Source organism: Microcoleus sp. A6-C6 (assembly GCF_036705955.1).
Taxonomy (GTDB): Bacteria; Cyanobacteriota; Cyanobacteriia; order Cyanobacteriales; family Microcoleaceae; genus Microcoleus.
Genome location: NZ_JAUBVR010000017.1, coordinates 19,055 through 33,278, shown reverse-complemented (window position 1 = coordinate 33,278; position 14,224 = coordinate 19,055). Strand labels below are relative to the sequence as shown.

Sequence of the window (14,224 nt, the reverse complement as noted above, 5' to 3'; positions counted from 1 at the left end):
TTAAATAATCAAAGATGTCTAAACCAATTATCCTGTGTGTTGACGACGAACCAGTAGTTTTAAAAAGCCTCAAAACCCAACTTAAATCTGCCTTTGGGAATGCTTATCTTTACGAGATAGCGGAAAATCCCGCCGAGGCTTTAGAGTTAATTGATGAATTAAATGAGGACGAAATTTCGATTGTATTGATTGTATCGGATTGGTTAATGCCAGGAATGAAAGGAGATGAATTTCTGATTCGCGTTCATCAAAAATTTCCCAAAATAGTCAAAATTATGTTAACAGGTCAAGCCGATGAACAGGCAGTAAAGAGGGCTTTTGACGAAGCCAACCTCCATCGGTGTTTGCAAAAACCTTGGTCGGAATCAGAGTTGATCGAAGCCATTAAAACAGCCTTATCGTTATGACAAAACAAGTCATTATTTGCGTTGACGATGAAAAAACAATTCTGAAAAGTCTTAAAACTGAATTAAAAGAGGCTTTGGGCAATACTTATCAGATTGAAATTGCCGAAGGAGGTCAAGATGCCCTAGAGTTAATTGCTGAATTACTCGAAGACGGGTATGAAATCCCTTTAATCATCTCGGATTATGTAATGCCTGACATGAAAGGAGATGAATTGTTGCGGCTAGTTCACGAAATTTCTCCCAAAACTCTCAAGGTGATGCTGACGGGTCAGGCGACTATTGAGGCGGTAGGAAATGCCATCAAACACGCGAAACTCTACCGCTATATCGGCAAACCTTGGCAAACTCAAGACTTGAAATTGACTGTGACAGAAGCCGTCCACAGCTACAGTCTGGATAAAAAACTAGCAGAACAAAATGCCGAACTTCGGAAAATCAATCAGGAGTTAGAAGTTGCCCTGTCACAGCAATTAAAATTAACAGAAGCTGCTAAACGCTTTGTGCCGAATCAATTTGTCTCGCTGCTAAGCCATGATAGCTTGAGCGACGTTCGACTAGGCGACAGCGTGGAAAAGGAAATGTCAATATTGTTTTCCGATATTCGGGATTTTACAGCTTTTTCTGAGAGTCTGACACCTCAAGAAAATTTCAATTTTATTAATTCCTATTTGAGTCGAATGGAGCCAAGCATTATTAAAAATAATGGCTTTATTGATAAATATATTGGCGATGCAATTATGGCTTTGTTCGGTGACAGTGCAGCCGATGCTGTGAACGCTGGAATTTCTATGCTGCATAGTCTCGACGAATACAATCAACATCGCATGAGTTGCAGCTACGCACCGATTAAAATTGGGATTGGTATCAATACGGGTTCATTGATGTTAGGAACAGTGGGGTCAACTAACAGGATGGACAGTACGGTGATTGGCGACGCGGTGAATTTAGCCTCGCGGGTGGAAAGCTTGACGAAAAGTTACGGAGTGTCGATGTTGATTACTCAAAATACTTTTTTACAGTTGAGCAATCCGGCAAGTTACTCAATCCGAAATATCGGCTGTGTCCGAGTAAAAGGTAAATCAGATTTGGTAACAATTTACGAAGTGTTTGATGCCGATACACCAGAAGTAAAAGAGGGCAAGTTAGCAACTTTACCCGTATTTGTCGAAGCACTGTATAATTACGCTGCTGCTAAACATCAAGAAGCGGCAGAGCTATTTGCTGATTGCGTGCGAAAGAATCCCCTGGATAAGGTGGCGCAAAATTATCTGGAACGCTGTCAGGAAATCCAAGTAATTTTGCCCCAAAGTCGATCGGATTTTATTTAAGTCCGGGACGCAAGGAAAGACTTGCATTCCTGACTGCGAACTATAACTCAAAACTCCCCTTTCCACTCCCAACAATGAAGTTTCCAGCAATCTCCTGCAACCGCAACAGCCCCCACCATATCTGAACTGGGAATTAATTCAATTAAAGACCATCTCGATGCTTCTTCGGGGTTTTGTTCAATATTTAACAGTGCTGCTGGTTCTCCTGGTGCGAGGGTGACATCAAACTGATTCAGGGGAATAGATAATCCTTTACCGACTGCTTTGATGTAGGCTTCTTTGCGAGTCCAGCAGGTGAAAAAAGCTGTGGGTTGGAGATGCTCTGGAAGTGAACGCAGCACAGAGTTTTCTAATGGTGAAAAAAACCTTTCAGCAATATCCAGACAAGGAAAGTTGGGATTAATCCCTTCAATATCGACACCAATATCTCTATTTTTGGTAAGAGCAATTAGAGCCATTCTCCGAGAGTGAGACAAATTGAAACGCAGGGTATTTCCACTTTGGGCGATGATGAGAGAGGGTTTGCCATAGGGGTTGTATTCAAAGCGTAGATGGCTGGGATTTATGTGCAGATAGCGACTCAGAATTGCTCTCAGTGCGCCGCGACTCACAATAAATTGCGATCGACCTTTGGGAAAGTGAAAACGCTCTGCTTTTGTCTGTTCGTCGGTAGAGAGAGTCTGTGCTAAAGTTTGCAAGCCTGATTCTGTTTGAGCTAGAGAGACGCGCCAAACATGAATTTCGTTGATGTCTAATGTCAGGTTTTGCGGTGGGGAATTCCACGAATCAATAGCAGCAGTCATGTATTTATGTTTTGTGATGATTGACATCAGCATTCCCAGAAACAGGCAAGATGCCTGTGCTACAACAGATGAACTTCTATTTCAAGGGTCAATTAATCCAAGTTTGCACAACTTTTCCTGCTATTTGCTGTCCCAACCAAGGTGTGTTTGCCGATCGCGACTTCAGACTATGCCCCTCAACAGTCCAAGTCATGAGCGGGTCGAACAAAATCAGCTCAGCAGAGACACCCAGCGTAACCGTAGCCGGGGTTTGACCGAGACAAACCGCCGGCCCTGTACTCAACACTCGCCACAGTTCCAAAGCCGAAAATTCGCCAGTTTCTACCAGTCCGTGCCACAGCAAAGGTAATGCTAATTCTAAGCCGATCGCCCCTGGGGGACTATCAGCAAAAGCCACGGTTTTTTCCTCGTAGGTACGCGGATTGTGGTCGATCGCGATCGCATCAATCACCCCATCTTTCACAGCTTGAATCAGCGCTAATTGGTCGTTGCGAGTGCCTAACGGCGGTTCTATGTGTAAATTTGGATCGTAAGGAAATGAAGCCGTCAGAGCATTTTTCCCGCCTCCGCAATCTTTGGCATTTCCAGAAATTGCGCCGACATTCAACAGCAAGTGCATCCAAGTTACACTCGCCTGCACCGGCAAACCCCGCGCCTTAGCATCCCGAATCAATTCCACGCTGCGGGCGGTTGAAACGCGCATGATGTGCACGGGAGTACCTCCAGATGCCACCAACTCCAGGATTGCCGCCAAAGCCGATGTTTCGGCACTCGCCGGAATTCCCGGCAAACCTAAGCGCACTGACACCGCACCTTCCCGCGCTGCGCCGTTTCCGGCCAAAGTTCGATCGCACGGCCACAATGCGATCGACCTGCCCAAAGGCTGGATATACTCAAGCAAACGCCTCACCAGAGCCGGATTAGACAGCGGCAAACCGTCCGCAAACCCCACCACCGTAGAGGAGGCAAGCTCGCCCAACTCGGCCATCTGCTGCCCTTTAACGCCCGCTGTCAGTGCGCCCCAAAAATACAAACGCGGTAGGGAGGGCGACAAATTGCGGATATGTTGCTGCAACAAAGCTAAACCGGCCAAATTGTCCATAGGCGGCGAAGTATCGGGCAAAATTGCCACTCGCGTAAAACCGCCAGCCGCGGCAGCCTGCATTAAGGATTCTAGGGTTTCTCGTTCCTCAAAACCCGGTTCTCCGCTATGACTATAAATATCAGCTAATCCTGGCCCTAAAATTAGTCCTTGGCAATCCCGCACTTCTGTGTCTGCGGGAATTTCAGTGATGTTTTCTTGGATTGCTGTGATCTGATTGTCTGTAATTAGAATATCAGTGGTGCGATCGATCTTTGAAACTGGATCTAGCACCCTTACATTTTGTAGCAGTTCGCGAGTCATAAAGAAGGAAGAAGGAAGAGGGAAGAAGGAAGAAGGAAGAGGGAATAACGAATCGCGAAGACGCTCAGGACACGAAGGAAGAGGGAGGAATGAGGAGGGAATGAAAGCAAGGGTTTCTGCTATGAAAGTTCAGACATTCGTTCGACGGGGGAAGTGTAGCAGAGGGGATTTATTCTGCTATACTTCGTGCCGATAACTTTACTAATTACAGTGCTCCGGCTGCTGTTTGGTCGAATACGCCGCCGCTTAAGTGAGTTGTGATATTCATTGCTTGCAGTACGGGTAAACCGTCGGGGCCGTGGGGATAATCAATTACGCTAACTGCACCGTTTCCTTGTTTGAATTTCCAGAAGTGTTCGGGCTCTAAATTGAACAGGTGGCAGAGAAGGGCTTTGTTAACGGCGTCGTGGGCAACTACAATTCCTGTGCCAGATACTGATTGTACGATTTCTCGCCACGCTGCGATCGCCCGAATGGAAACTTGCTCTAAATTTTCTCCTTCTGGCATTTGCACTTTTTCGGGAGATATTTTCCATTCTGCAAGCAAACCCGGATAGGATGCTTCTATTTCTGATTCAAATTTTCCTTCCCAAAGTCCGTGGCTGATTTCTCTCAATTCGTCGCGGAGTTCCAGTTGCAAACCGCCGTGATATTTGAGAATAATTTCGGCAGTTTCTTTCGGGCGCAGCATGGAACTGCTAATCGCAAAATCTAATTTTACATCTTTGATAAATTCTGCGGCTTGCCGAGCTTGTTCGCGGCCGTTATCGTTGAGAGGTACATCTATTTGTCCTTGAAATTTACCTGCTCTGTTCCAGTCTGTTTCGCCATGACGTACTAGCAATAAGCGCGGGCCGCGGTGTCCATCTCTCGGTTTTGGGAAGATTTCTCCGGTATGGGCGGTTAAATTTAAGGATTCTAATTGAACTGCAATTTTCTTGTTGGATTCTGTTGTTTCATCGGTAAATCCAAAATTGATGACACTAATTCCACAATTTGATTGTTGAATTGATTGATAGTAATCTGGGGCAATTTCTGAGGCTGTAGCGATGAGCGCCCGGTTGATTCCGTTGTGACCTACTACTAGAATTGTGCCAGAAGTGTGGCGTGATAAAAGTTCTTCCCAAAACTTGCGGGCGCTAGCAAAAACGGCTAGTACCGGAAAGTGTTCGATTTCTCCTTCGGGGGAGGGGATTTTCATGGAAAATTTGTCGGGATGTTGTTGCCATTGCTGATATGCTTCGGGGAATTGGTCGATCGCATCTTGGCGCAGCATTCCTTCCCACAATGGCAAATCGATTTCCATCAATTTATCAGTTGGTTGGAGTTCTGGCGGATTTGTCAAGCGCGACACGATGATTTCCGCTGTTTCTTTGGCTCGTTGCAGGGGACTGGTGTAGGCGGCATCAAAGGCGATACTGCCCAGGATGTCACCTACTTGCTTTGCGCCAGCGCGGCCTGCTTCTGTCAAAACTGATTTATCGAGGCGGCCTTGGATGCGCCGTTCTTGATTGTATGTGCTTTTGCCGTGACGGACTAGGATAATGCGAGTCATTCGATTTTAGATTTTAGATTTTAGATTTTAGATTTACGCTGCTACCGAGTCGAAGGGTGCGCGGTGCACACCTTACCTCATTGAAAAATCTCGCTTTTAGCCTAGTCTCGATCCCCCTAAATCCCCCTTAAGAAGGGGGACTTTGAGCGTTTCCTGTCCCCCCCTTCTTAAGGGGGGCTAGGGGGGATCGGGGCCTAGTCGTCAAACTGTAGACTGATACTACGTTTGAGCTGGTTGTTGACACGCCTTGCGGTGCGTACCTTACCCAGTCGAAGGGTGCGAGGCGAGTCAAAAAGATCAGCCAGTGAAATTTTACCAGTAGAGGGGATACTCTCGACTGCAACGACCTATGATTAAAGACGGACAAGATTTAGCCACAGATTCGCGCGGGACGGAAAGCAGGAATGACACTGAAGCGGATAATTTTAGGTATTTTAACAGCGATCGCGATCGCCCTGGTCGGTTTATCTTTACTTGCTAGTTGGAATGAGCCGCAAATTCAAAGCCGGCTGGAACTCTATCAGACAAATTTGCTGCTACACGCCTCGGAGTGGCAAGGAGAAAATAATTCTAGTGCTAATTTAAGTTCAGCGCGCAACAATATTATCGGTTCTGATCCTTTAAATACGGCTTTGACGCAATATCAAGAAGCGCGAGACTCGACTCAAAAAACTCTCAAAATAACTCAATCACAACTTAAAGAAATTCCGCCGACACTGGTATCGAAATCGGAAAATCCTGCTATCAAATCTGCACAAAAAAAGGCTGTACAAGAGTTAGTGATTCAACAGTCAACGCTGTTAAATGAACTTGAGTTGCGCCTGGGAATTTTGCAGGCAACTAGCGGCAAAAATGATGAGGCGATCCAAACTTGGAAAAGTTTAGTTACGCGGTACAAAACTGACGTTGATGCCGACCCTTCCGTGGCAAGTGCTCAGGTTTTAACGGGAATTTGGAGCAATCCACCTCAACTTTTGCCGGATGCGGAGCCACGGATTCAAAAGTCTTTGGACGGCTGGTTTCGCTATCGCGCTTTAGCTCAACTTTACAAGCTGCAAGAACGTTCTAAGGAGCTAGTGGCGCTGCAAGCTGCTGAGCAAGTAACGGCTGAACAAGCTATAGAAAAGTTGGCAATTATTGTCGGTGTTCCGGCTATCTCTCTTTGTATTGGCACGGTTTTGCTGGTTGGTTTGACTGTGCAGTGGCTGTTGCAACGGAAGCAGTTAGATCAAGCAGATTCCGGGCCGCTGTTGGCGCGAAATGGGAGCTTGGCTTGGGATGTGCCTTGGGATGGCGAGATTGTTTGGCAGGTGCTTGTGGTCGGCTTTTTCTTTGTCGGGCAAATCTTGATTCCCTATTTATTACTGCCAGTTTCTCTGGCTGTTTTTAAACTGAGTCCTGCTACTTTTGACCCGCGCGAAAAGGCTTTTTATATCTTTGCCACTTATTTGTTGCTGTCGGCTGGCGGGCTTTCGGTACTGTATTTTTCGGTTAAGTCTTTTTTGCCTTTACCTGATGGTTGGTTTCGGATTAATTGGCGGGGAAATTGGTTTTTGTGGGGTTTTGGCGGCTATTTGGTTGCTTTGCCTTTGGTGGTTGTGGTGTCGTTGATCAATCAGCAATTCTGGCAGGGACAAGGTGGCAGTAATCCGATTTTGCCGATCGTCCTTGAAGGTAGGGATAACGTGGCTCTGGCGGTGTTTTTCGGCACTGCTGCGATCGCCGCTCCGGTTTTTGAGGAAATCGTGTTTCGGGGCTTTCTACTGCCTTCTCTGACTCGCTATTTGCCTGTTTCCGGGGCGATCGCAGCTTCGGCTTTCTTGTTTGCGGTGGCTCACCTGAGTGTCTCTGAGATTCTGCCTTTGGCGACGTTGGGGGCGGTGTTGGGGTTTGTGTACACGCGATCGCGCAATCTCCTCGCCCCCATGCTTCTCCACAGTCTTTGGAATAGCGGCACTCTCTTGAGTCTGTTTCTTTTGGGCGGCGGCGCCAGTTAATTCGGGCGGTTGTTAATAATTGTGAATTAACCTTGCTTTTTTCACAAATTTGAGAAATAGGAAGTTAGGCAGGTGCGCCGCCCGCACCTGAGCTTAAATTTACTCCCAAATCTGGAAGCTAAACGGAAAAACTTGTCTTAACATGGAAGTAATACCTTGTCCGGTTTTTGTGGATGGTCGAACTAATGAGCAATTTTAACAGCCGCAAGTTAGAGAGAACGCCGAGTTGGATGCGTTTCGCACCCTACGCAGCCCTAGGCACTTTAATATTTTCTCTGAATGCAAGTAGCGAACTCGATTATTTCTGGAGAGGTTACTTTGTCATTCTACAGGCTCAAGCCGGTATAGTTATCCTGTATTTTGCGATGTCCAAGTTTCGTAAAAACCCAAATAAATGATTCATTCAGTTGACAGTTGACTGTTGACTGTTGACAGTTGACAGTTGACAGCACTTGACAAAAGAAGAAAGAGGATTGGAGTAATGAATAGTCTTGTTTTAATGTTTTACTACAAGGGTTCCGGCTTTCAACCAATTATTTCTGGTAAAAATTAGTCATAAGATTACTGAACTCGATCGTTAAAGGTCGATCGCACAAGTTAAAGTAAAAAAACTGGGGAAAGGGAAAAATGGTAAAAGATAAAGCCGTAGCAGTTGTGTTAGCTTTCTTTATCGGAGGTTTCGGAGGTCACAAATTTTATTTGGGTAACAATGTAGCAGGAGTATTTTATTTGCTATTTTCTTGGACATTAATTCCGTCACTGTTCGCGTTTTTCGATTTTATCGGCCTGCTGCTGATGTCGGAACAAGCTTTTCAAGTACAGTACAATGCCGGAGTGTTGCCGTCTGGGTATGCCCTCAGAGGGGCAAAAGATGTGACTGGGGCGATCGCAGAATTGAAAGGACTTTATGATATGGGCGCAATTACCGCCGAAGAATATGAAGAAAAACGCCAAAAACTGCTGCGAGAATTGTAATTTCTGAAGGAAGAAGGAAGAAGGAAGAAGGAAAAGAGCCTTTCGGCTTCGCTTTCCCTCAAGGTAAAAATAAGGAAGAAGAAAGAACAGAATCCACTCGAAAAAGGGTGGGATTTAAATAAGAATCAAATAAAAGTAGATCGAGGATAGAACTAAAGTGTCTCAAGATTTATACTGGCTGCGTCAAACTCCAAACTGGGTGTGGTATTCTTTTATTCCCTACTTCGGCGGATTGTCAATTTGTTATGCAGGCCAAAAGTCAAATATGCGCAGTTGGATTGGATGGGGTGCTTGCTTTACTTTAGCAGCACTAGCACTATCTTCTTCTGCTAATTTTGGTACGCTGGTTTGGATAGCTCAAATTGTCACTGCTTTTACTTTGAAAAAGCGCTATCTGATCAAAACCGCACCCAGAGGTTTGCTGGTTCCTGCAACTGCAACAAATGCCGAAGAACTAGCCAACCTGCGCGGCAAAATAGATATTAACGAGTGCACCAAAGATGATTTGGTGAGAATCTTGGGTTTGCCGATCGTCTATGCTAACGATATTGAATCTTTGCAAAACGAAGGCTACCTTTTTACCCACGCCGAAGAGTTATCGGAAATCGCCGGAGTTCCCGAAAGTCACGTCCGACGCATCGCCCCGATGATTTGCTTCAGCTACAATTATCAAAAAGAATCCCAGTTTACTTGGAAACGGTTAAACATTCTTTCGCCGGAAGAGTTGATCCAAAGCGGTTTAGATCGGGTGGTTGCTGAAACCATAGTTAGAGAAAGGCAGATTAAAGGCGCCTACAAATCAGTTGTTGATGTCAAGCGACGGACGGGATTGCCTTTTGATTCATACCGCCATATTTGTTAATTGGTCGTTGTTAAGCTGTCGCTCATTTATATTTTATATTCGGGGCGGGGTAGGATCAACGATCCACAAGAGTTTGACGCACGCAGAGATCAGAAACCCGGTTTGTGACTAGATTTCTCGTGACTCGACGCAAAACTCGTAAAAACCGGGTTTCTTGCCCCTGTGCGTAAGTCCTGAAACTGTCGGAATTGTTGAATCAGGAACAAGTTATGACAACAAAATTAGAATTTAATCGACATAAATTGTATGATACCGATTACCTCAGATGGATTGAAACCACTGTAGAAAAGTTGCGGATTCGCGACTTTTCAAACATCGAATGGGAAAACTTGATTGCAGAAATAGAAGACATGGGGCGAAGCGAACGCCGGAGTTTAGAAAGCAATCTTGTGGTAATTATCCTACACTTGCTGAAGTGGCAATTTCAACCGGATCGAAGAAGTGGTAGTTGGAAAGGCAGCATTGTTGAACATCGCAGACGCATTCGCAAAACCCTAAAAGATTCCCCCAGTCTCAAACCATATCTTGAAGAAATTTTGGCTGAATGTTATGCGGATGCAGTAGAACAAGCAAGTGCTAAAACTGGATTATCTGTAGACAGGTTTCCGCCATCATGTATCTACTCTGCTGTCCAGCTTCTAGATTCTGAATTTCTGCCAGAGTTTCTGCCCGATGAGACGATTTAACGGCATAGCATTTCTCAATTAAGTGAAGTACGCGGGCGAGCAATTCCAGATCAGATTGCCATTCACAGACATATCTTGAAATTATCTGCGTTAATCTGTGTTAATCTGCCTTAATCTGCGATTGAATCCGAGAGTTTAAAAATGGCTAGACACCCTACGAAGACTGTCAATTGTCAATTGTCAACTGTCAACTGACTATTGCTCCTCTTGACATTTTCACAAAATAATGATATTTAAATATATTGGTAAAACCCAGATTTTTCTCTAGCATCAACTCCAATCCTGGGTAAGTTTTCCAGACGATGCCTGAAATATCAGTGGTGTCCTACAGAATTATTATTGAAACCAAAAACTAGACAATAGTAGCAGTACCGCTCACATCACACTTATGTCTGACTCTCCTCCATCCCAAGTCACCCCAGAACCCACACCTCCAAGCGCTGCTACCGAAAGCCGCAGTGCCAAAACTCGCCAAATGTTGGGTATGAAAGGGGCCTCTAGCGGGGAAACTTCCATCTGGAAGATTCGCTTGCAACTGATGAAACCGATTACCTGGATTCCCCTGATGTGGGGCGTGGTGTGCGGGGCGGCTTCTTCGGGAAACTATGTTTGGAATTTAGAGAATTTTGCGATCGCCGCAGCGTGTATGTTGATGTCAGGGCCTTTGCTGACTGGCTACACTCAAACTTTGAACGATTTTTACGATCGCGACATCGACGCAATTAACGAGCCCTACCGTCCGATTCCTTCTGGTATCATCTCGATTCCTCAAGTAGTAACGCAAATTTTGGTATTATTAGTCGCAGGCATTGCGGTAGCCTATGCTCTAGACTTGTGGGCGGGTCATGAATTCCCGATCATGACTGTTTTGACTCTCGGCGGCGCATTTTTGGCTTACATCTACTCTGCGCCACCGCTGAAACTCAAGCAGAATGGCTGGTTGGGCAATTATGCCCTGGGTGCTAGTTACATTGCCCTGCCTTGGTGGGCTGGTCAAGCTTTGTTTGGTACACTAAATCCCACCATTATGGTTTTGACCCTGTTTTACAGTTTGGCAGGGCTGGGGATTGCGATAGTTAATGATTTCAAAAGTGTTGAGGGCGATCGCCAATTAGGGTTAAAATCTTTGCCAGTGATGTTTGGCATCGACACCGCAGCTTGGATTTGCGTGTTGATGATCGACATATTTCAAGCAGGGATAGCAGGCTACCTGATCAGCATTGACCAAAACCTTTACGCTGTCATTCTCTTGCTGCTGATCGTTCCCCAAATCACTTTTCAGGATATGTACTTTTTGCGCAATCCCCTGGAAAATGATGTTAAATATCAGGCAAGTGCTCAGCCTTTCCTGGTGTTGGGTATGCTGGTAGCGGGTTTGGCGCTAGGCCATGCTGGTTGAGAAGAATTTTGAGTTATCTATTTTGAGTTAAAGAGTTTTTAGCTTAAAATAGATAACTCAAGACTCTGCACAGTGTTCTTGGATACAAAATATCAAGTTAAAAATTAAAAATTGAAGATGGCTCGCCTTTTTAATTTTTAATTTTTAACTTAAATTGATGAGGTATGAAGGTCTGAACGTGTCAGAATTTTTCTCAAATATTAAGTATAAATTGAGCAAAGTCACTAAGGGAGTAGGCGGTAATTCCGATCTAGAATCGCCAAATGCTGCCAATAGCACCGGGCTAAACTCGCCGCCATCTCCGGATCAATTGTCTGCACAGACAACAGATGCGCGATCGGATTATGTGGTATCAGAAGATGCTGAACCTCCAGAAGAGTCAGAATTAGCATCAGAATATTATTCTGACTCAGAAGACGATGAATATCCAAGAGTCCAGCGCAATTGGCAAGGGTTGAGGCGCTTAATTATTTGGTTGGAAATTGAGCCTCTAATTACTACGTTGCAAGCAAAGGGAAGAGAATTGTTGCAGCCGGGATTGAGTGGGCACAGAACTAAATCACCCAAAAAATCCCAGAGATACAATAGTCGCAAATTACGGGAAAATAGCGCGCTGCCGCACACCCAACTGGAACAAATCAATACTGAATTACCAGAAAATAGCGCGCTGGCGGACACCCAACTGCCAATAAATACTGAGCTACCGGAAAATAGCGCACCGCAGGAAGATATAAAACCACAGAAAAAGTTAAAAAAACTCCTGTCCCGCCGCCCGAGATTTTGGATAGCCATAGGTGTGGCTAGTATGGGCGGTGGCGCTTTAATATACGGTTTATGGATTTTGCACACCTTAGATAAAGGTTTGCCGGATGTTAACGATTTGTCGGCTTTTAACCGTGATGGAACGCTGACAATTAAGGCGGCAGATAATACGATTTTATTGCAGTCGGGGCCCGCAACTAGAGATAAGCTAAAACTTAATGAAATTCCCGATTTGTTGAAGAAAGCTTTTATTTCTATCGAAGACCGCCGTTTTTACGAACATGGCGGGGTGGATTATCAAGGTATTGTGCGATCGATCGCTTCTAATGTGATGGCGAGAGATTTCGTGCAGGGCGGCAGTACAATTACTCAACAATTGGCTCGCGTGGTTTTTCTCAATCAAGAAAGAAGTCTTAAGCGAAAGGTTCGGGAGGCACTTTTAGCTCAGAAAATAGAGCGGGAGTTGAGTAAAGACCAAGTTTTAGAAAGATATTTAAATTTGGTTTATTTGGGATCGGATGCTTACGGGGTGGGAGATGCGGCTTGGGTTTTCTTTAGCAAAACAGTCGATAAATTAACTTTGGCAGAGATGGCAACTTTGGCGGGTTTGCCTCCGGCACCGAGTGAATATTCGCCTTTGGTTAATCCGAATGTTGCTAAGGAACGCCGCAATATTGTGCTCAAACAAATGCAGGAAGCAAAGGTAATTACAGAAGCGCAGGCGAAGGAGGCGATGGCAGAACCTATGACTGTTAAACCAAGTGCACCGAAGCGATTTCAAGTGATGGCGCCTTATTTTGCTAGTTACATTCGCAAGGAATTGCCGCGCTATGTTTCTAAGGATGCTTTGGAATCGGGTGGCTTGACTGTCGAGACGACGGTGGATTTGAAGTGGCAGAAAATAGCGGAAAAGGTGGTTAAAGATGCGATCGAGGTTGATGGCCGCCGTCAAGGTTTTGAACAAGCAGCTTTAGTTTCGATCGAAACCAAAACAGGGGAAGTTAAGGCGCTAGTCGGCGGCGGAAATTTTAATCAAAGTCAGTTTAATCGCGCTACGCAGGCTTTGCGGCAGCCCGGATCGACTTTTAAGGGGTTGGTTTATGCGGCGGGGATAGCAGCCGGTTTTTCGCCTTACGACAGCTATGAAGATGAGCCCATTATTTTCGACGGCTATCAACCGAATAATTACGGGAAAAAGTTTAGCGGTTGGCGATCGATGTCTGACGCTTTGAGGGCGTCGGTGAATGTGGTGGCGGTGAAGGTGTTGGTCGATGTCGGCTTTGAACCGGCGATGAAATTAGCCCACGATATGGGAATTAAGTCTAAATTAAGTCCGATTTATTCCCTGGCTTTGGGTTCTTCTGAGGTGAATTTGCTGGAGTTAACTAATGCTTACGGTACTTTGGCATCCCAAGGTAATTTTATTGAAGCGCACGGAATTACTAAGGTAATTAATCAGCGGGGAGATGTGATTTATCAGGCTGATTTTAAACCGAAGCGGGTTTTGGATAAGGATAGTGCTGCGATTACTACTTGGATGTTGGAGGGTGTGGTGACTGGGGGTACGGGCGGGCCTGCTGCTTTAGCCGATCGCGCTGTTGCTGGCAAAACTGGTACTTCAGAAAATGTGCGGGATTTGTGGTTTATCGGTTATATTCCGCAGGTGGTGACTGGGGTTTGGCTAGGGAATGATGACAATTATCCGACGGGGGGAACTAGCGGTACGGCTGCTTATAATTGGCGCGATTTTATGAGTCAAGCTGTCAAAGGAATGCCGGTTGAGGAGTTTCCGAAGTTGCCGAAGTTGGAGGGCCGCAAAGGCAGTATTAAGGCAAAACCGGTCAAGCCCAACGAGATTATTCGGGGGATGATTGTCAATGAGGATGGTGCGATCGTACCTTACAATCCCAATCCTCAACCCCGGTATCGCGAACCTGCTTATCAAGAGCCAGCCTATCAAGAACCTGCTTATCAAGAACCAGCCTATCAAGAACCAGCCTATCAAGAACCGCCACAATAAGATAAGACGGCGGTTGAAACCGCCC

At 45.5% G+C, this 14,224-nt stretch carries 12 protein-coding genes; 9 read left to right on the top strand and 3 right to left on the bottom strand.

The annotated features are described in order from the left end of the window. The first annotated feature begins 14 nt into the window (after positions 1-14). A complete protein-coding gene (locus tag QUB52_RS09750; protein WP_265234426.1) occupies positions 15-407 on the top strand; it encodes a response regulator in 393 nt (130 codons plus the stop codon). Continuing rightward, a complete protein-coding gene (locus QUB52_RS09745) occupies positions 404-1,735 on the top strand; it encodes an adenylate/guanylate cyclase domain-containing protein (RefSeq protein WP_265234425.1) in 1,332 nt (443 codons plus the stop codon). The genes QUB52_RS09750 and QUB52_RS09745 overlap by 4 nt, the downstream gene beginning before the upstream one ends. A 47-nt stretch (positions 1,736-1,782) precedes the next feature. Here QUB52_RS09745 and QUB52_RS09740 read toward each other — a convergent pair whose 3' ends face one another. From QUB52_RS09740 to QUB52_RS09730, 3 genes are all read right to left on the bottom strand, one after another. Then, positions 1,783-2,565, bottom strand: coding sequence for a 4'-phosphopantetheinyl transferase family protein (locus QUB52_RS09740; RefSeq protein ID WP_332973134.1), 783 nt, complete (start codon positions 2,563-2,565; stop codon positions 1,783-1,785). 61 nt (positions 2,566-2,626) lie between these two features. Then, positions 2,627-3,943: a dihydroorotase gene (locus QUB52_RS09735; protein WP_332973133.1), complete on the bottom strand. Its 1,317-nt coding sequence runs from the start codon at positions 3,941-3,943 to the stop codon at positions 2,627-2,629. Between the two features lie 205 nt (positions 3,944-4,148). Further along, the gene (locus QUB52_RS09730; RefSeq protein WP_332973132.1) at positions 4,149-5,498 is read right to left on the bottom strand and encodes a histidine phosphatase family protein; all 1,350 of its coding nucleotides are present in this window, start codon (positions 5,496-5,498) and stop codon (positions 4,149-4,151) included. Positions 5,499-5,902: 404 nt separating this feature from the next. On the opposite strand from QUB52_RS09730, the gene QUB52_RS09725 reads away from it, so the two are divergent. The 7 genes from QUB52_RS09725 to QUB52_RS09695 all read left to right on the top strand — a co-directional run bounded on the left by QUB52_RS09725 (position 5,903) and on the right by QUB52_RS09695 (position 14,199). Then, positions 5,903-7,495, top strand: coding sequence for a CPBP family intramembrane glutamic endopeptidase (locus QUB52_RS09725; RefSeq protein ID WP_332973131.1), 1,593 nt, complete (start codon positions 5,903-5,905; stop codon positions 7,493-7,495). 185 nt (positions 7,496-7,680) lie between these two features. Then, positions 7,681-7,893, top strand: coding sequence for a hypothetical protein (locus tag QUB52_RS09720; protein WP_265234419.1), 213 nt, complete (start codon positions 7,681-7,683; stop codon positions 7,891-7,893). Positions 7,894-8,122: 229 nt separating this feature from the next. Then, positions 8,123-8,470: an NINE protein gene (locus tag QUB52_RS09715; RefSeq protein WP_332973130.1), complete on the top strand. Its 348-nt coding sequence runs from the start codon at positions 8,123-8,125 to the stop codon at positions 8,468-8,470. Positions 8,471-8,627: 157 nt separating this feature from the next. After that, positions 8,628-9,332 (top strand): helix-hairpin-helix domain-containing protein, encoded by a 705-nt coding sequence (locus tag QUB52_RS09710; RefSeq protein WP_332973129.1) that lies wholly within the window; start codon positions 8,628-8,630, stop codon positions 9,330-9,332. 209 nt (positions 9,333-9,541) lie between these two features. Beyond that, entirely contained in the window at positions 9,542-10,018 is a 477-nt protein-coding gene (locus QUB52_RS09705; RefSeq protein ID WP_265234415.1) for a DUF29 domain-containing protein, read from the top strand. A gap of 388 nt (positions 10,019-10,406) precedes the next feature. Continuing rightward, entirely contained in the window at positions 10,407-11,417 is a 1,011-nt protein-coding gene (chlG, locus tag QUB52_RS09700; RefSeq protein ID WP_332973128.1) for a chlorophyll synthase ChlG, read from the top strand. 157 nt (positions 11,418-11,574) lie between these two features. Then, positions 11,575-14,199: a transglycosylase domain-containing protein gene (locus QUB52_RS09695; protein ID WP_332973127.1), complete on the top strand. Its 2,625-nt coding sequence runs from the start codon at positions 11,575-11,577 to the stop codon at positions 14,197-14,199. The last annotated feature ends 25 nt before the right edge of the window (positions 14,200-14,224 follow it).